This is a genomic window from Synechococcus sp. MU1648, from assembly GCF_023630615.1.
GTDB lineage: Bacteria > Cyanobacteriota > Cyanobacteriia > PCC-6307 > Cyanobiaceae > Parasynechococcus.
This window is the reverse complement of sequence record NZ_JAKUHI010000012.1, coordinates 15,401-32,174: the sequence shown is the minus strand read 5'-3', so window position 1 is coordinate 32,174 and position 16,774 is coordinate 15,401. Positions and strand designations below refer to the sequence as shown.

General features: G+C 62.1%; 14 protein-coding genes and 1 pseudogene. 11 read left to right on the top strand and 4 right to left on the bottom strand.

What is annotated here, in order from left to right; translation table 11 throughout:
* Positions 1 to 10: 10 nt before the first annotated feature.
* Entirely contained in the window at positions 11 to 2,680 is a 2,670-nt protein-coding gene (gene alaS / locus NCN06_RS11085) for an alanine--tRNA ligase (protein ID WP_226397567.1), read from the bottom strand.
* Positions 2,681 to 2,705: 25 nt separating this feature from the next.
* Between alaS and NCN06_RS11080 the strand changes: the two genes are divergently transcribed.
* The 5 genes from NCN06_RS11080 to NCN06_RS11060 all read left to right on the top strand — a co-directional run bounded on the left by NCN06_RS11080 (position 2,706) and on the right by NCN06_RS11060 (position 8,269).
* Positions 2,706 to 3,122 (top strand): hypothetical protein, encoded by a 417-nt coding sequence (locus tag NCN06_RS11080; RefSeq protein WP_115025006.1) that lies wholly within the window; start codon positions 2,706 to 2,708, stop codon positions 3,120 to 3,122.
* Positions 3,119 to 6,316, top strand: a complete 3,198-nt coding sequence (locus NCN06_RS11075; protein WP_226397455.1) for a DEAD/DEAH box helicase — start codon at positions 3,119 to 3,121, stop codon at positions 6,314 to 6,316. Before NCN06_RS11080 ends, NCN06_RS11075 begins: the two co-directional genes overlap by 4 nt.
* 2 nt (positions 6,317 to 6,318) lie before the next feature.
* Positions 6,319 to 7,206 carry an SWIM zinc finger family protein gene (locus NCN06_RS11070; RefSeq protein ID WP_226397456.1) on the top strand — a complete coding sequence of 296 codons (888 nt, stop codon included), beginning with the start codon at positions 6,319 to 6,321 and terminating at the stop codon, positions 7,204 to 7,206.
* 24 nt (positions 7,207 to 7,230) lie between these two features.
* Entirely contained in the window at positions 7,231 to 7,710 is a 480-nt protein-coding gene (locus NCN06_RS11065; protein WP_226397568.1) for an MEKHLA domain-containing protein, read from the top strand.
* Positions 7,711 to 7,876: 166 nt separating this feature from the next.
* Positions 7,877 to 8,269 carry an Hsp20/alpha crystallin family protein gene (locus tag NCN06_RS11060; protein WP_226397457.1) on the top strand — a complete coding sequence of 131 codons (393 nt, stop codon included), beginning with the start codon at positions 7,877 to 7,879 and terminating at the stop codon, positions 8,267 to 8,269.
* A gap of 110 nt (positions 8,270 to 8,379) precedes the next feature.
* Here the strand turns inward: NCN06_RS11060 and NCN06_RS11055 are convergent, their stop codons facing one another.
* Positions 8,380 to 9,675 (bottom strand): NRAMP family divalent metal transporter, encoded by a 1,296-nt coding sequence (locus NCN06_RS11055; RefSeq protein ID WP_226409620.1) that lies wholly within the window; start codon positions 9,673 to 9,675, stop codon positions 8,380 to 8,382.
* Positions 9,676 to 9,757: 82 nt separating this feature from the next.
* Here NCN06_RS11055 and NCN06_RS11050 point away from each other — a divergent pair, with 82 nt between their 5' ends.
* Positions 9,758 to 11,506, top strand: a complete 1,749-nt coding sequence (locus NCN06_RS11050; protein ID WP_226397458.1) for a diflavin flavoprotein — start codon at positions 9,758 to 9,760, stop codon at positions 11,504 to 11,506.
* Here the strand turns inward: NCN06_RS11050 and NCN06_RS11045 are convergent.
* Positions 11,500 to 12,639, bottom strand: coding sequence for a hypothetical protein (locus NCN06_RS11045; RefSeq protein ID WP_226397459.1), 1,140 nt, complete (start codon positions 12,637 to 12,639; stop codon positions 11,500 to 11,502). The two genes, NCN06_RS11050 and NCN06_RS11045, sit on opposite strands and share 7 nt — an antisense overlap.
* Positions 12,640 to 12,689: 50 nt before the next feature.
* On the opposite strand from NCN06_RS11045, the gene NCN06_RS11040 reads away from it, so the two are divergent.
* The 5 genes and pseudogenes from NCN06_RS11040 to NCN06_RS11015 all read left to right on the top strand — a co-directional run bounded on the left by NCN06_RS11040 (position 12,690) and on the right by NCN06_RS11015 (position 16,508).
* The gene (locus tag NCN06_RS11040) at positions 12,690 to 14,492 is read left to right on the top strand and encodes a diflavin flavoprotein (protein ID WP_226397460.1); all 1,803 of its coding nucleotides are present in this window, start codon (positions 12,690 to 12,692) and stop codon (positions 14,490 to 14,492) included.
* Between the two features lie 78 nt (positions 14,493 to 14,570).
* Entirely contained in the window at positions 14,571 to 15,284 is a 714-nt protein-coding gene (locus NCN06_RS12805; protein WP_226397461.1) for a rubrerythrin family protein, read from the top strand.
* A gap of 100 nt (positions 15,285 to 15,384) precedes the next feature.
* Complete coding sequence (locus NCN06_RS11025; RefSeq protein ID WP_226397462.1) at positions 15,385 to 15,900, top strand: NADPH-dependent FMN reductase; 516 nt, start codon at positions 15,385 to 15,387, stop codon at positions 15,898 to 15,900.
* A gap of 70 nt (positions 15,901 to 15,970) precedes the next feature.
* Positions 15,971 to 16,144, top strand: a pseudogene (locus NCN06_RS11020) (cupin domain-containing protein); the annotation flags it as partial.
* 157 nt (positions 16,145 to 16,301) lie between these two features.
* Complete coding sequence (locus NCN06_RS11015) at positions 16,302 to 16,508, top strand: hypothetical protein (RefSeq protein ID WP_186570867.1); 207 nt, start codon at positions 16,302 to 16,304, stop codon at positions 16,506 to 16,508.
* 2 nt (positions 16,509 to 16,510) lie between these two features.
* Here NCN06_RS11015 and NCN06_RS11010 read toward each other — a convergent pair whose 3' ends face one another.
* Positions 16,511 to 16,765 (bottom strand): hypothetical protein, encoded by a 255-nt coding sequence (locus NCN06_RS11010; protein WP_115024581.1) that lies wholly within the window; start codon positions 16,763 to 16,765, stop codon positions 16,511 to 16,513.
* Positions 16,766 to 16,774: the final 9 nt, after the last annotated feature.

Below are 16,774 nucleotides of genomic sequence, written 5' to 3'. Positions count from 1 at the left end.
ACCTCTGTTGTCATACGGCGCCAAGTGCCGCAGCCAGTTCAGCTTGAGCTGCCTCAAGAGCACCAGGCAAGGCGGCACCATCGCGACCACCGGCCTGCGCCAGATTCGGGCGGCCACCACCGCCGCCGCCGCAGCGCTTGGCGATGCCACCGATGAACTTGCCGGCCTGGAGCTTGGCGCCGATCACCTGCTTGCCGAAGGCCGCCACCAGGATCACCTTGCCCAGATCGGCGGGATCCGGCAGACCACCGATCACCACCGCCACGCCATCCCCCAGCTGATCCACCAGGCTCTGGGCCGCTCCCTGCAAACCGGCGCCATCGACCCCGTCGAGGCGTTCCACCAGCAGCTGAAAGTCGCCCACGGCCTCGGCCTTGGCGGCCAAAGCACCGGCCTTGGCCACCGCCAGTTCCGCCTGTGACGCCGCCAGCGCCTTACCGGTGGCCTTGAGCTCATCCTGAAGAGCCGCAACACGATCAACGATCTCGGCAGGCTGCGCCTTGAAGCGATCCCCCAGCTGCTTCACCACCGCATCGCGCTCATTTAGATACGCGAGCACAGCGGGGCCAGCGACAGCTTCAATCCGGCGAATGCCGGCAGCGACGCCGCTTTCCGCCACGATCTTGAACAGACCGATCTCTGCGGTGTTGGCCACGTGGGTGCCGCCGCAGAGCTCCATCGACACACCGGGAACATCAACGACGCGCACCACATCGGCGTACTTCTCGCCAAACATCGCCACAGCGCCGGCCGCTTTGGCCTGATCAATCGCCATCTCCTGCACGTCAAGCCCGTGGGCTTCGGCAATCCAAGCGTTGATCAATGCTTCGATCTGCACCAGCTGCTCCGCCGTCACCGCGTTAGGGGAGTGGAAGTCGAAGCGCAGTCGATCGAAATCCACCAAGGAACCGGCCTGGCCGATCCCCGGATCCACCACCTGTTTGAGCGCAGCCTGGAGAAGGTGGGTGGCGGTGTGATTCGCCTGAGCCCGGCGCCGGCAGGCGCGATCCACCTGAGCTGTCACGGTCTCACCCAAGGCGAGCTCACCGCGTTCCACACGACCGGCATGCACGAACACATCACGGCTACGGCTCACGGAATCAATCCGCACGATCAGGTCCGTGCCGGCCAGCACCCCGCGATCGCCCACCTGGCCACCGCCTTCTCCATAGAAGGGTGTGGTGTCGAGCACCACCTGAACGGCATCACCAGCCTTCGCGGTGGTAGCCGGTTCGCCGTTCACCACAAGCGCCTGGACGCAGGAGGGGTGGTCGAGAGCCACATACCCCTGGAAGCAGGTCGCCGCCTGATCAGCCACCACCTGATCGATCGCATCCTGAAGCGTGAGATCGATGCTCACCGCAGCGGCCTTGGCCCGCTGACGCTGCTGCTCCATCGCCGCCTCGAAGCCATCGAGATCAACGGCTAAGCCCTGCTCCTCAGCAATTTCCTGGGTGAGCTCCAGGGGGAAGCCATAGGTGTCGTAAAGCTCAAAGGCCTGGGCACCGCTGATCTGCGTTGGCTTGGACGCCAGCACCTCCGCCAGCAGCTTCTCACCGCGCTCCAAGGTCTCGAGGAAACGAGCCTCCTCCCGTTGGAGTTCGGCCAGAATCACCTCCTGCCGCTCAATCACGCTGGGGTGGGCCCCCTTCAGCAAGGCAATCGCCGCTTCCCCCATGGTGACCAAGAAGGGCTTGTCGATGCCCAGGAGGCGGCCATGACGCACCACCCGGCGCAACAGCCGCCGCAGGATGTAGCCGCGGCCAAGGTTGCTGGCGGTGACGCCATCACAGATCAGCTGCGTCACAGCACGGCTGTGATCGCCGATCACTTTCAACGACGTCTTGCCCTTGTCGTCGAGCTGGTGGTAGTCGACCCCTGCCAGCTCCGCGGCCGCCTGGATCAACGGAAAGATCAGGTCGGTTTCGTAGTTGTTGGGGACCTTCTGCAGGATCTGAGCCATCCGCTCCAGACCCATGCCGGTGTCGATGTTGCGATTGGCCAGCGGCGTGAGCGTGCCCTCAGCGTCGCGGTTGTACTGCATGAACACCAAGTTGTAGAACTCGATGAAGCGGTCGTCGTCCTCCAGATCGATGCCCTCATCACCCAGCTCAGGCGTGAAGTCGTAATAGATCTCCGAGCAGGGACCACAGGGCCCAGTCGGCCCCGAAGCCCAGAAGTTGTCGGCCTCGTCCATGCGGATGATCCGCTTGGGGTTCACCCCCACCACATCGCGCCAGATCTGCTCGGCTTCATCGTCTTCACGGAAGACACTCACCACCAGATTTTTGGGGTCGATGCCATAGACAACAGTGCTGAGCTCCCAGGCCCACTCAATCGCCTGCTGCTTGAAGTAATCCCCAAAGGAGAAGTTGCCGAGCATCTCGAAAAAGGTGTGATGCCGTGCGGTGCGCCCCACGTTCTCGATGTCATTGGTGCGAATGCACTTCTGAGAACTGGTAGCCCGGGGAGCCGGTCTCTCCTGCTGGCCGAGAAAGACCGGCTTAAAGGGCAGCATTCCCGCAATGGTGAGCAACACCGTTGGATCGTCGGGAATCAACGAAGCGCTGGCCATCCGCTTGTGGCCGCGCTCGGCGTAGAAATTCAGGAAAGCCTCACGGATCTCCTCACCGCTGCGCGGTGCAGACGCTGCAGAAGACGACGATGCGGCGGCGACCATGACAGGAAGGGGGGATCCTGCCGTCATGATCGCCTTTGAACCGCCGGCGCCCGTGGCCGTTCCTCCCAGTGATCCTGAGATTCGCCAGCGATTGAGACTGCAGTCGATCGGCTGGGCTCTAATTGCCGGCATCAGCGCAGGGCTGATCAGCCTGCCCTGGGGCTTGGAAGCAGCCGTGCGTTCTGGCGGTTGCGGTCTGTTCTACGGACTACTGGCCTTCCATCTGCAGCGGGTGGACCCCGATGACGGGCATCTTCAAGCGGGTCTGGTGGGGGCGGTCTGCGGGCTGCGCAGCCTCGGCATGCCGCTACCCCTTGACAACTGGCAGGTCGATGGCCTGGCATCATTAGTACTGGAGCTTTTTCTGGCCTGGCTGCCGTTGATCGGCAGTGCTCTCCTGCTCCAAGGCATCCTCCGCTTCCTGCCCGCGTCGCGGCCATGAGCCTGCTGCACGCCACCTGGCTTCCCGCCATCCGTACCTCAAGCAGTTCCGGCCAACCGGCACTGCTCGTTTGGGCTGACACCTGGCGGGTGGCCACACCGGAAGGGCCAGGCCTCACCCCGGCGCTGCATCCCTTCACCCTCAGCCACGACGACCTCAAGGCCTGGCTCAGCGAACGCGACCTTCTGCCCGGCGGCAGCATCGATGCCACGGCTTGTCTCACCCTGCCAAGCCGCACGGTCAAGCCGCGCAAAAGCCGAAGCAAAGCAGCGGATCCAGCGCCAGAGCCACCGGGCTGGACCGGACTGCCGATGCAAGCCGGCGAACCGATCCCCAAACAAACGGAATGGTGGCCTTGGCAGGTGCAGGGGCTTGCCGTGGAACCCTCAGCAGCCACAGAGTGGCTGTCCCGCTTGCCGCTGTCGGGGACCAACCCGGACCTGGCCGATGAATTGCGCTGGTGGAGCCATCTGCAGCGCTGGGCCCTGAGTCTGGTGGCCCGGGGCCGCTGGATGCCCCAGATGGAACTGAGCAAAGGGGAGGGCTACCCCCATCGGGCCCGTTGGGTGCCGCTGCTTAACCGAGAAGAAGATCGACGTCGGCTGGAGGATCTGGCAGCCAGCCTTCCCCTAGTGGCCACCTGTGCCTTGCCCTGGCGCGAACCACTGGGGCGCCGCAGCAACCGCACGACCCGGTTGCGGCCAGAGGCGATGCGGGCCGCCAATCCCGTCGCCAGCTGCAGGCCCCGCAGCGGTCGCCTGCGGGTGGCGACCCTGCTGGAAGACCTTGTGGACGCCCAGCTGCGCAAGGACTTCGAGCCCTCCAGTGATGGCCTTGATCCCCTGCTGACGCTCTGGCAGGAGGCCCTGGGATCAGAGACCGGGGTGATCGAGATCGGTGATGAGGAGGCCGAACGACTGGCCAGCGCAAGCCATCACTGGCGGGAAGGCATCGCCGGCGGATTCGCCGCGGCCCGGACCTGCCTGGAACTGCACACCCCACCGGATGGGGAGGATCTCTGGGAACTGCGCTTCGGACTGCAGGCGGAAGCCGACCCAAGCCTGAAGCTCCCGGCCGCCGCAGCCTGGGCCTCCGGCGCCGAAATGCTCCAACTGGGTGAGATCCAGGTGGACCAGCCCGGCGAAGTTCTACTGGAGGGCCTCGGGCGGGCCCTGACGGTGTTCCCACCGATCGAACGGGGGCTGGAAAGCGCCACGCCAGACACGATGCAACTCACACCGGCCGAAGCCTTCGTGCTGGTGCGCACCGCAGCTCGGCAACTGAGGGACGCCGGTGTGGGTGTGGAACTACCCCCCAGCCTCTCCGGTGGACTAGCCAGCCGACTGGGACTGGCGATTAAGGCTGAACTACCGGAGCGGTCGCGGGGCTTCACCCTCGGTGAGTGTCTGGATTGGGAGTGGGATCTGATGATCGGTGGGGTGACGCTCACCCTGCGAGAACTGGAGCGTCTCAGCGGCAAGCGCAGCCCCCTGGTGCGCCACAAGGGGGCCTGGATCGAACTGCGTCCGAACGACCTCAAGAACGCCGAACGCTTCTGTGGCGCCAAAGCAGAACTGAGCCTCGACGACGCGCTGCGGTTGACGGGAACGGAAGGGGAGCTGCTGATGCGGATGCCGGTGCACCGCTTCGATGCCGGCCCACGGCTGCAGTCGGTGCTGGAGCAATATCACCAGCAAAAAGCCCCCGACCCCCTGCCGGCCCCAGAGGGATTCTGCGGCCAATTGCGGCCTTATCAGGAGCGGGGCCTGGGCTGGCTCGCCTTCCTGCATCGGTTTGACCAAGGGGCCTGCTTGGCCGATGACATGGGCTTGGGCAAAACAATCCAGTTGCTGGCGTTTCTGCAGCACCTCAAAGCGGAGCAGGAATTGAAGCGCCCTGTGCTGTTGGTGGCGCCCACCTCAGTGCTCACCAACTGGCGAAGGGAAGCGGAAGCCTTCACCCCCGAGTTGGCGGTCACCGAGCACTACGGCCCGCGTCGTCCCTCCACACCGGCCGAACTGAAGAAAGCCTTGAAGGAGGTGGACTTGTTACTCACCAGCTACGGACTGCTGCAACGCGACAGCGAACTGCTGGAAACCCAGGACTGGCAGGGGGTCGTGATTGATGAAGCCCAGGCGATCAAGAACCCCGGCGCCAAGCAGAGCCAAGCAGCCCGTGATCTGGCCCGCCCCGGCCGAAGCAAAAGCAACCGCTTCCGCATCGCCCTGACCGGCACCCCAGTGGAAAACCGCGTCAGCGAACTGTGGGCGTTGATGGACTTCCTCAACCCCAAGGTGCTGGGGGAGGAGGACTTCTTCCGCCAGCGCTACCGGATGCCGATCGAGCGTTACGGCGACATGTCGTCTCTGCGCGACCTCAAGGGGCGGGTCGGACCATTCATCCTGCGCCGGCTCAAGACCGACAAAACGATCATCTCGGACCTTCCCGAAAAGGTGGAGCTGAGCGAATGGGTGGGGCTGAGCAAAGAGCAAAAATCCCTGTACAGCAAAACCGTGGAAGACACGCTTGATGCCATTGCACGTGCTCCGCGCGGGAAGCGCCACGGCCAAGTGCTGGCCCTGCTCACCCGGCTAAAACAGATCTGCAACCATCCCGCCCTTGCCCTGAGCGAAGGGGCTGTAGACGATGGCTTCCTCGGCCGCTCCGCCAAGTTGCAGCGGCTAGAGGAGATCCTTGACGAGGTGATCGAAGCGGGCGACCGGGCTTTGCTGTTCACCCAGTTCGCCGAATGGGGGCATCTGTTGCAGACCTGGATGCAACAGCGCTGGAAGGCGGAGGTGCCCTTCCTGCACGGCGGCACCCGCAAGAGCGAACGTCAGGCGATGGTGGATCGCTTCCAGGAGGATCCCCGCGGTCCGCAGCTGTTCTTGCTCTCGCTCAAGGCCGGTGGTGTGGGCCTCAACCTCACCCGGGCCAGCCACGTGTTCCACATCGATCGCTGGTGGAACCCGGCCGTGGAAAACCAAGCCACCGACCGGGCCTACCGAATCGGCCAGACCAATCGGGTGATGGTGCATAAATTCATCACCAGCGGCTCGGTGGAAGAAAAAATCGATCGCATGATCCGGGAGAAATCACGCCTGGCGGAGGATGTGATCGGCTCCGGGGAGGATTGGCTCGGCAGCCTCGGTGGCGATCAATTGCGTGATCTCGTTTCCTTGGAGGACACCTGACCATGACCCTCAGCAACAACAGCACCAACGGCAGCACCGCCATCGGCGACGACGGCCTGGGCCAACAGCCCTGGTGGGTGGAGCAATGGATGGAGCTGATCAACGGTTACCGGTTCAAGAAGCGGTTGGAGAGGGCCTGGGGCTATGCCCGGGAAGGCCATGTGACGTCGATCCGCTTCGAAGGCCGCCGGGTCCATGCCCGGGTCCAAGGCACCGATGAAGCGCCTTACAAAGTGAAGCTCTGGCTGGATGTGCTGAACGATGAAGATTGGGGCTATGTCATGGAAGCCCTGACCCAAAAAGCCCGCTGGTCGGCCCAACTCCTGGCGGGGATCATGCCCTCAGACATCGAACGGGCCTTCGCCGCCAGCGGCAAACGCCTGTTCCCGTTCAAGCTGCAGGAGGTGCGCAGCGAGTGCAGCTGCCCGGATAAAGCCAACCCCTGCAAACACATCAGCGCGGTGTATTTCCTGATGGGGGACCGCTTCAGTGAAGACCCCTTCGTGTTATTCCAACTGCGGGGCCGCACCCGAGCTCGGCTACTGGAGGACCTGGCGGAACACCGGCGCAAGGCCCTGGCTGAGCGGGCGGAGGCGGCCAAGGAAGCGGGCATTACCAACATCCCTGACGATGCCACCCCCCTGCCGCCCCATCCAGCAGTGCAGGATCCCGCCCTGTGGTGGCGCTACAACCGCAGCCTCGATGGCGACCTGGTGGTGATCACCCCGGCGATGGATGGAGACACCGGCCTGGATGCCGCCGGAGAGCTGCCACTGGCGGAAGACCCGCGTTTCGCCGATGCCCGAAGCACCTTCCTCAGCAACCTCAAGGCCCACGGCCAGGCCAGTGCCCAGAAGGCGATGCTGCAGGCCATGGCGGCCGGCAGCTGAAGCGACGTGGAGGGGCCTGGAGCCATGGCCTGCGAAGCCGCCTGGCTCACCTCCGAAAAACAAGGGCTCGCCGGGGTGCTGCTGCAATCCCATCAACGGGCCTTCTGTCGCCCGCTAATCGCCGCCGCCCAACCGGGCCGCTCCAGGCGCCTGCTGTGCCAGGAGCTGTTCGCCTGCGGCTTTCCGGTGCTGGCCCACGGCACCGGAAACGATCCAAGGCTCAGTTACGCCAATGCCGCAGCGCTGCAGCTCTGGGAGACCAGCTGGCATGAGCTGATCGGCCTGCCCTCACGGCTCACCGCACCGGAAACCGAACGGGCAGAACGCAGCAACGCCCTGGGCCAGGCCAAACGTCTGGAGGCAGTTCAGAACTATCAAGGCATTCGGATCAGCCGAAAAGGGCAGCAATTCATGATCAACAACGCCCGTATCTGGACGCTCTGGGATGCAGAAGAGCGGGTGTGCGGCCAGGCGGCCTGCTTCAGCGACTGGTGGTGGCTTTAGGGAGATTCGGTTTCAACACCATCCCTGTCGTGCCAGCCGAACCTGGTGGTAGAGACCGAATCAAAACGGGCGGTTCTCACGCTTCTAGTTCTCATCCAAGCGGCGCAGATTGTGTTGGCGGGCAATCAACCAAGTCCGCAGATGTTCATTCTTCAGAGCAACCATCATGCTGACCCTCCGCCAATCCCCCTTCGATCTGTTCGAGCGTCTCGAGCAGCAACTTGCGACCGCAGAGCGCGTCCCCAACGCCGAAATCCATGAGACTGAATCCAGCTACATCGTGCGGCTGGAACTGCCTGGTGTGGACCGCGACTCCATCGACATCAAGGCCACCGATCGCAACCTGGTGATCAACGCAGAACGCACAGCCGCAACCGGCGATGACAACAATGAACCTCTGCTGAGCGAATTCCGCAGCGGCACCTGGAGCCGCAGCTTCCGCTTCCCCCACAGCCTTGATCGCGACCAGCTCAAAGCGAGCTACCGCGACGGCATTCTTGAAATCAACGCCGGTAAAGCTGTTGAACACACCAGCGTTTCGGTGAAGATCGAGAACTGAACAGCCATCGCACTAAACAGCATCGAGCTGAAGCAGCTCATCCCCACACCGAAGAACGGAAGCCCAACCCCTGCCCATGGCAGGGGTTTTTTGATGGCTCCGCATTCGGGTTAGCCCCCAAGGCCGAAAAAGAAGCGGCCGATGAACAACAGGCTGAATCCGCTGAAAAACACCAAACCAAACCAGCAAAACGCCTGGGTGAGCCGCCCATAACGGTGCTCGAGCGGAACCAACGGACTGTTGATCGTGTCCATCGCCATCCAGGCGAACAGGGGCGCCGTGAGGAAACTGCCGGTCATCGCCCCGAACACGAAATCCTTCACCCCAATACCGCCGGTCTTGGCCACCACCAACGCCAGCACAGCCGCCAGAAAATGCACGATGACCCAGATATCGAAGCGACGTTGCATGGGCCCCGGTGCCGAGTCACCACTGTCGTGATGGCGCAGCAAGCCCTGAATCGCCGCAATGCTGCGGGGGTAGGCATCAAGACAGGTGAGGGTGGTGCTGAACATGGCGAAAAAGGCCGCCGGAATGATCACCCAAGCCGCCCAACCGCCCATGGCGGCCGTATAGAGCTTGATCAGCTTCTGAGCGAAGGACACACCACTGCCAGCGAGCATTCCATCACCGCTGCCGTACATCGTGAAGGCGCCAAGGATCACGAAGAACATCGCCGTCACCACCGTGACGCCATAGCCGAGGTTGAAATCAAATTCCGCTTCCTTCGGCGTTGCGGTGTGGTCGGTATCCCGGGCACGGGAGAACATCCACAAGGATGGCCACACGCACATCTCCACCGGACCGGGCATCCAGCCCATCAGGGGAATCAAAAAGGCCAGGTTGGCAAGGGTCCAGGGACTGGGATCCGTGCTGACCCAACTCGCTGCCACATCACCGACGGGGCCGCGAATCAACAGTGATGCGGCCGCGATCCCTGTGAGCAAGGTGAGCAGCACCACCAGCAGCTTGGAGAGACGGTCCAAAGCGCGGTAGTGCCCCAACAGCAGCACCAGGCCACTCACCGCCAACACGGCGATCGACAGTCCATAGGGGTCCAATCCCGCCAGCAGGGGGATGTTGGTGAGCAGCAGCCCCGCAACAAAACTCACTGCAGCGATGGTGAAGGTGCCTGTCACCAGGCTCACCACCAAATACAGCGGGAGGTAGAGCGGATTGCGTTGTTGGAAGCCTTCCAGCAACGACAGTCCGGTGGCCGCCGTAAAGCGGGTGCCCACCCGCAGGAACGGGTATTTGATCAGATTGGTGAGCAGGATCAGTCCCACCAGCGCAAAGCCGAAACGGGCCCCCGCCGTGGTGGAAGACATCAAGTGGGATCCACCAATGCAGGCACCGGCCAACAGAATCCCGGGACCAATGCTGCGTCGAAGCGTCGATGACGCCATCACAAGGTTGCGGTTGCTACCAGTCTCCGCCGCCTTCCCCCGCTGAATCTCCGTAAAGTCGACATCCGTCACGGTCGGTTTCATGGTCGTTGCTCCCGCTGCTCCGAAGCTGTCGCTGCAGTGCGAGGCCATTGCAGCCGACACCAGCACGATTCGTTCCCTGGACTGGGATCGCAGCCGCTTCGACATCGAATTCGGCCTGCGCAACGGCACCACCTACAACGCCTTCCTGGTGCGGGGCGAACGCACCGCCCTGATCGACACCAGCCACGCCAAGTTCCGCGATACCTGGATTCCCCTGCTCAAGGAGCAGATCGATCCAATCGAGATTGATGTGTTGATCGTGAGCCACACGGAGCCGGACCATTCCGGACTGATTGGGGATCTGATCGACCTCAACCCAAACATTGAAATCGTCGGATCGAAGGTGGCGCTGCAGTTCCTGCAGGACCAGGTGCACCGACCCTTCAAATCCCGTGCCGTGAAATCCGGGGAAGAACTGGATCTCGGCACGAACCCAGCCAGCGGCATTCAGCACCGCTTCGAATTCCTGAGCGCTCCGAACCTGCACTGGCCAGACACGATCTTTTCCTTCGATCACGGCACAGGCATCCTCTACACCTGCGACGCCTTCGGCCTGCATTACTGCTCCGACGATGTCTTCGACGCCGACCCTGGCGCCATCGCTCCCGATTTCCGCTTCTACTACGACTGCTTGATGGGTCCCAATGCCCGCAGCGTTCTGCAGGCCCTCAAGCGCATGGATGGCCTGCCGGAGATCAACACGATCGCCGTGGGTCATGGCCCCCTGCTACGCCATCACCTCAGCCACTGGGTCAGTGACTACCGCGACTGGAGTGGTCAACGCAGCAAGGGAGAAAGTTATGCAGCCGTCTGTTATCTGAGCCAGTACGGCTTCTCCGATCGGATCAGCCAAGCCATTGCCCACGGCATCGGCAAGGCGGATGCCCAGGTGCAACTGGTGGACTTGCGGGCCACCGATCCCCAGGAACTCACCGCACTCATTGGCGATGCCAAGGCTGTTGTGGTGCCGACCTGGCCATCGGAACCGGAACCTGATCTCCAGGCCTCGATCGGCACCCTGCTGGCGGCCCTGCATCCCAAGCAACTGGTGGGGGTCTACGACGCCTTCGGCGGCAACGATGAACCGATCGACGCCGTCGCCGATCAACTGCGCAGCCAGGGGCAGAAACCAGCATTCAGCCCATTAAGGATCAAACAACTGCCCCAGGGCAGCGACTATCAACGTTGTGAAGAGTCCGGCACCGACCTTGGTCAGCTGCTCACCAAGGAGAAGACAATCGCGGCGATGAAAAGCCTCGATGGCGACCTCGACAAGGCTCTTGGTCGCATCAGTGGTGGCCTCTATGTGGTCACCGCAAGCCAGGGGGACGGCGAATCGCAGCGCCGCAGCGCCATGGTGGCCAGCTGGGTGAGCCAAGCCAGCTTCACACCACCGGGGCTCACGATTGCTGTCGCCAAAGATCGTGCAATCGAAGCACTCATGCAGGTCGGCGACAGGTTCGTGCTGAATGTTCTCCGGCAGGACAACCACCAGGAGCTGATGCGGCATTTCCTCAAACGCTTCCCCCCCGGTGCCGATCGTTTCGCCGGGGTGAATGTGCTGGAAGGGACAGCCGATGGAGGCCCGGTGCTGGCCGATGCACTGGCTTTTCTTGGCTGCCGGGTGGAGCAGCGAATGGAAGGCCCCGATCACTGGATCATCTATGCCGTCGTGGAGCAAGGCAACGTGGCCGATGCCGATGCCAGCACCGCGGTGCATCACCGCAAGGTGGGCAACCACTACTGAGCTTGCAGCTGATCCAGAGCGTCAAGAAGATTCGTGAGCAAGGCATCAACGTGTTGGCTCCTCCGCCATTCACGACGATGGATCCACTGATCTGAGCAGTCGCGCCACCAGCCCTCATCAGCCGGCTGACAGAGGGCAATGCCTCGGTGATGAGGGGCCAGAAAGATGGCTGCAGCCAAGAGGTTGGTGCCGAAACCCAACACATTCAAGGGTCCACTCCCTTCACGCGACCATCCGCTCGACAGCCGCACCTCGAGGGGGGCATCTGATGAGAACAGCTCCAACGATCTTCCTTGATGCAGCGGATTCAACAGCTGCTGAACCAAGGAATAGTGAGCTTCATTTTTGGGATGGGCTTGCGCCCACAACGGTGCATCTGCGCGCACATGTCGCAAGGCGGAACGGATGGCGCGAATGAAGTACGCACTGTTCGCGATTCCTGGCGTCCGGCGCCAACCAAACGATCTGCCAAAGAGCCGCCAGCGAACATGCCATTTGGGCACTCTCAGGTAAGGCAGGCAGAGCATCACGCCCGGTTGATGCTTTCGGCTGATCGCTTCATCGTCAAGCAATGCAGAACGGAAATTCGCGCAAATGTCGAGCATGGCCTGGAGCCGCAACAGCTCAACAGGACGGTCGAAAGGCAGCAGCGGATCCTGACGAACCGAAGCAAAGACTTCAGAACAATTCACGACCTCCAGCACCTTGCTGCGTTTGCGCTGTGCTTGATCTGAATACAAGCGCGTCTCGACCCCAATCGATTCCCCCAGCTCCACCACTTCTGAAGCCTGGTACGAAAGCAGCATCCGCTGCCCTTCACGATCATCCAACCGTGGCAGCAGCAGCAGGCTGCACTTCAGGGGCTCAGACCGAATCAGCAGGCTGTCCCCAGCACTGAGCTGAAGCACTCGAGTCTGATCAGGGGGGATCTGGATGAACTGGCACTGATGTCCATCCTGGGAAGCGAGATCCCGCAACAGCGGCTGGAAGGCTTTGGTCGAATGGCTGAACTCGTCGCGATAAGGCGAGACAACGTGCAGCCGGGTTCCTCGTATTCCTCGCCAGCGCAGATAGGCCAGAGCCGAAAGGGTGGTGATCAGCTGGGAGGAGAGAACAACAACGCTCTGCGCCACAGGTCTGCTGCTCTCACTAACAACACGCCTACATTCAACTGGCTTCGAAGATGAGCGTGACCAGCACCGCAACCACGCGTCGCACGATCCAACTGCCGATCGACGATGGGGTCGTTGGTCTCCGCGGTCTGAGCCCTCAACGAAACCGCTTTGAACTGGAGTACGCCCTGGAGCGGGGAAGCACCGCCAACAGTGTGTTGTTTGAAGCCGGTGATGGTGCCCCTGCCGTGTTGGTTCACCCTCCAGGTGTGGCCTACAGCGGCGCCTTTCTTCCGGTGCTTGCCGACGCCCTACCCAGCAACGATGCGCCGCTGCTGGTGGTCGTGGGTCACGTCAATCCCAATCGCGTTGCCTTGCTGCGGGGTTTAGCGGAGGCCTATGCCGGGCTGGAACTGATCGTCTCCAACCCGGGCGCCAAGTTGATCAAGGAACTGTGGAGCCAACGCAAACCGGCCCCGCCCGGAGAAACAAGCGAACAACCACCTTTGCCCGACCTGCCGCCCCTGCGGATCATCCGCCAGGAGCAAACGCTTCCCCTCAGCCATCAGCGCAGCCTGATGCTGCTGCCCGCCCCAACCCCCCGTTGGCCTGGCGGGTTGCTGGCGTTTGAGGAAAGCCTCGGCTTGCTGATGAGCGACAAATTCTTCAGTGCCCACCTCTGCACGGACAGCTGGGCCGAAAGCAACCGCAGCAGCACAGAAGAAGAGCGCCGTCACTTCTATGACTGCCTGATGGCTCCCATGGCCAGTCAGGTTGATGCCCTGGTGGAACGGCTCGAAGAGCTGGATATCCGCACCATCGCTCCGGGCCATGGCCCCGCAATCGAAGCCAGTTGGCGCAGCCTGCTCAGTGACTACCGCCGCTGGGGAGAAGGCCAGCAGAACGCCAGCCTGACGGTGGCCCTGCTGTTCGCCAGCGCCTACGGCAACACCGCGGCCATTGCCGACGCCCTGGCCCGCGGGGTCAGCCGCACCGGCATCCGGGTGAGCAGCTTGAACTGCGAATTCACCCCGGCCGATGAACTGGTGAGCACCATCCAGCAGGCCGATGCCGTGTTGATCGGCTCACCGACCCTGGGGGGTCATGCCCCCACGCCGATTGTTTCGGCCTTGGGCACCCTGTTGGCGGAAGGAGATCGCAACAAGCCCGTGGGGGTATTCGGCAGCTTCGGCTGGAGCGGCGAGGCGGTGGATCTGCTGGAAACCAAGCTGCGGGACGGCGGCTTCAGCTTTGGCTTCGAGCCGATCCGGGTGAAGTTCAGTCCAGATGCCGCACGGGTGAAAGAGCTGGAAGAGACGGGCACCCGTTTCGCCCGTCAACTGCTGCAGAGCCAGAAGCGAGCGCAGCGGCGCAGTGCAGGAGGGTTGAGTGAAAGCCGCAGCGATCCAGCGGTACTAGCCCTGGGCCGCGTGATCGGCTCCCTCTGCGTGCTCACCACACGTAAAGCTGATCTAAGCGGCGCCATGGTGGCCAGCTGGGTGAGTCAGGCGAGCTTCAGTCCTCCCGGCATCACGGTGGCAGTCGCCAAAGACCGCGCCGTGGAAGCCTTACTGCACAAGGGCGATCGCTTCGCCTTGAACGTTTTGGCAGAAGGTCGCGAAACAGCAGCGATGAAGCAATTCCTGCAGCCGTTCGAGCCCGGTGCTGATCGCTTTGCAGGCCTTGAGCTCGACACAAGCCCCGCCGATCAGCCGTTGCTACCGGATGCCCTGGCATGGCTAGACGGGAAAGTAAGCCAGCGGATGGAATGCGGCGACCACTGGCTGATCTACGCCGAAGTGGATCACGGTGGGGTACTGGATGCGAAGGGCAGCACTGCGGTGCACCAACGCCGGAGCGGCGCCAACTACTGAGCCGGCAACCCGAACCATCGCCTAACTCATAGCGGGTATGAGTTAGGAGTAGTCTGTTGGAACGATCGCTTCTCCTCGATGGACCTCTCCAAGCCATCCACCCACACCAATCTCGAAGCCGCATTCGGCGGCGAGAGCATGGCCAACCGCAAGTACCTGTTCTTTGCGGATGTGGCCAAACAACTGGGTCACAAAGACCTGGCCAAGTTGTTTCGTGAAACCGCGGCCCAAGAAACAGAGCATGCCTTTGCGCACTTCCGCCTACTGCATCCCGAATTAGTGGTGGGCAACCCCGACCAGCTCAGCGACAACGAGAAGCAAGCGATGCTGACCCGCTGCCTGGAACTGGCGATTGAAGGCGAAACCTACGAGTACACAACGATGTATCCGGAGTTCGCCGCCCAGGCCCGTCAGGACCGGGACAGCGGAGCCGAGGCGGAATTTGCCGAGCAAAGCAGCGAATCCAAGGAGCATGCCGGCACCTTCCGGACAGCCGCTAAGAACTTCGGCCTGCTAACACCGATCGAACAACATCACGCCGAAACCTATGGCGTCGCCCTGGAAGCACTGCAAGGAAAAGGAACGGCAGGCCAAGCCGATCAACCCCTTCCAGGCAAATGGATCTGCAAGGTGTGCTCGATGATTTACGACCCCGCCGAGGGAGATCCGGATTCCGGCATCGCCGCAGGCACACCCTTTGAAGCGATTCCGGACGACTGGGAGTGTCCGATCTGCGGTGCCCGCAAAGCCAGCTTCGTCCCCTACCGGGAAGCCGAGTTGAAGGCCGCCTGACCCTTACTCCCAGGTCCGTCAGCGCATCGTCCAAGCGCGGCGGACCTTGTTGTGAGAACAAGCGAGAACTTGCACGATTCAATCAAGTTCAGAATTCTCCATGCCCTCCGATCTCATCGTTCTGACAGCAAGCAATGGCGAGAACCTCAAGCTTGCTGAACGGTTCGTGAAGGCCGCAGCAGCTCAGAACGCCACCGCCGAACTGATCGACCTCACGCAGCTCGACGTGCCCCTGTTCACACCGAGAGTCAAGGAAGCGGGTGCTGGCCCTGATCTTGTGACCCTGCACAACAAGCTCCAGCAAACTCCGCGCTGGGTGATCTGCGCACCGGAATACAACGGCTCCATTCCGCCATCGCTCACCAATGCCATTGCCTGGCTCTCGGTGACAGGAGATGACTTCCGATCCCTCTTCAACGGGCGACCAATTGCCATGGCCACCTTTTCCGGTGGTGGCGGCATGGAACTGCTCCTTTCCTTGCGCATCCAGCTGACGCACCTTGGAGCCCAGGTTGTCGGGCGACAGCTGCTTAGCAACTACGCCAAGCCACCCCAAGACGAGTCCATCACCGACCTGGTGCAACGGCTGCTGCAGATGACTCCCCTCGAGCTCTGAAGCGAACCCCTCAACCCAAATACCCCCTTTCCACGCGATCAACCTGACCGCTGTTGTCAACACTTCATCAATGCGGATGCGCCCGGCTTCCGAGCGCTTTCTCACCCAACTGGACTGGCTTAAGTCGTGGCACAGCTTTTCGCTCGGCCGCCATCAGGATCCGAACTGGATGGGCTTCGGCACCTTGCGGGTGATCAACGACGACACCATCGCTGCTGGAAAGGGTTTCGGCATGCACCACCACCTGTGGGGGCACGACTGACAGACCGTTGCAATCTCGCAAGCTGATCTCCGTTTGACCACTTGAAACGCAGCAATCCGGAAGAGATTCGGTGCAAGCGCGTAACACCAGATCTTGCGCCCTGAAATGACGGAGTCACTTTCAAACAATCCCTTGAGCGATGGGATTCATGAACGGTCATGAGACCGCGGTGCGTTACCGCGGCTTCCTTCTGATGCCTCAAACCAATCGAAGCTGGTTGGTGCGACCTGAACGCAGCCCCATGCGGCTTCTGCCGTTCCGAACACCGACCTGCTCATTGGCCGACGTCAAAGCCCTTGTGGACTGGCGTCTTTCGCAGGAAGCATCAGAAATCGGAGTGGCCTGAATTCAGGCCGCTGCCGGTGGTGGGGTGGGATCGCCCACCGGTTGAAGGGGAATGACGAGGGTGGCCCAGTGATCGGGCCGCTCAGGGCGACTACGACGGGAGCGACGGGTGCCGAACGGAACCCGAATCACATTCGTCCCTTCAATCGACAACGTATGACCACGATTGAAGGCCGACTCGAGACCGTCCGGAAGTTGAGGAAGGGCAGGTCCTTCAACGGTCCTGAGGCCAGATTTCTTGATGTTGTCCCGATCCATGGTGTCCCC

Bases quoted from the DNA above. Each gene is read 5' to 3' on its own strand.
- alaS (WP_226397567.1), bottom strand. From the start codon at position 2,680: ATGGTCGCCGCCGCATCGTCGTCTTCTGCAGCGTCTGCACCGCGCAGC.
- NCN06_RS11080 (WP_115025006.1), top strand. From the start codon at position 2,706: ATGATCGCCTTTGAACCGCCGGCGCCCGTGGCCGTTCCTCCCAGTGAT.
- NCN06_RS11075 (WP_226397455.1), top strand. From the start codon at position 3,119: ATGAGCCTGCTGCACGCCACCTGGCTTCCCGCCATCCGTACCTCAAGC.
- NCN06_RS11070 (WP_226397456.1), top strand. From the start codon at position 6,319: ATGACCCTCAGCAACAACAGCACCAACGGCAGCACCGCCATCGGCGAC.
- NCN06_RS11065 (WP_226397568.1), top strand. From the start codon at position 7,231: ATGGCCTGCGAAGCCGCCTGGCTCACCTCCGAAAAACAAGGGCTCGCC.
- NCN06_RS11060 (WP_226397457.1), top strand. From the start codon at position 7,877: ATGCTGACCCTCCGCCAATCCCCCTTCGATCTGTTCGAGCGTCTCGAG.
- NCN06_RS11055 (WP_226409620.1), bottom strand. From the start codon at position 9,675: ATGGCGTCATCGACGCTTCGACGCAGCATTGGTCCCGGGATTCTGTTG.
- NCN06_RS11050 (WP_226397458.1), top strand. From the start codon at position 9,758: ATGGTCGTTGCTCCCGCTGCTCCGAAGCTGTCGCTGCAGTGCGAGGCC.
- NCN06_RS11040 (WP_226397460.1), top strand. From the start codon at position 12,690: ATGAGCGTGACCAGCACCGCAACCACGCGTCGCACGATCCAACTGCCG.
- NCN06_RS12805 (WP_226397461.1), top strand. From the start codon at position 14,571: ATGGACCTCTCCAAGCCATCCACCCACACCAATCTCGAAGCCGCATTC.
- NCN06_RS11025 (WP_226397462.1), top strand. From the start codon at position 15,385: ATGCCCTCCGATCTCATCGTTCTGACAGCAAGCAATGGCGAGAACCTC.
- NCN06_RS11015 (WP_186570867.1), top strand. From the start codon at position 16,302: ATGGGATTCATGAACGGTCATGAGACCGCGGTGCGTTACCGCGGCTTC.
- NCN06_RS11010 (WP_115024581.1), bottom strand. From the start codon at position 16,765: ATGGATCGGGACAACATCAAGAAATCTGGCCTCAGGACCGTTGAAGGA.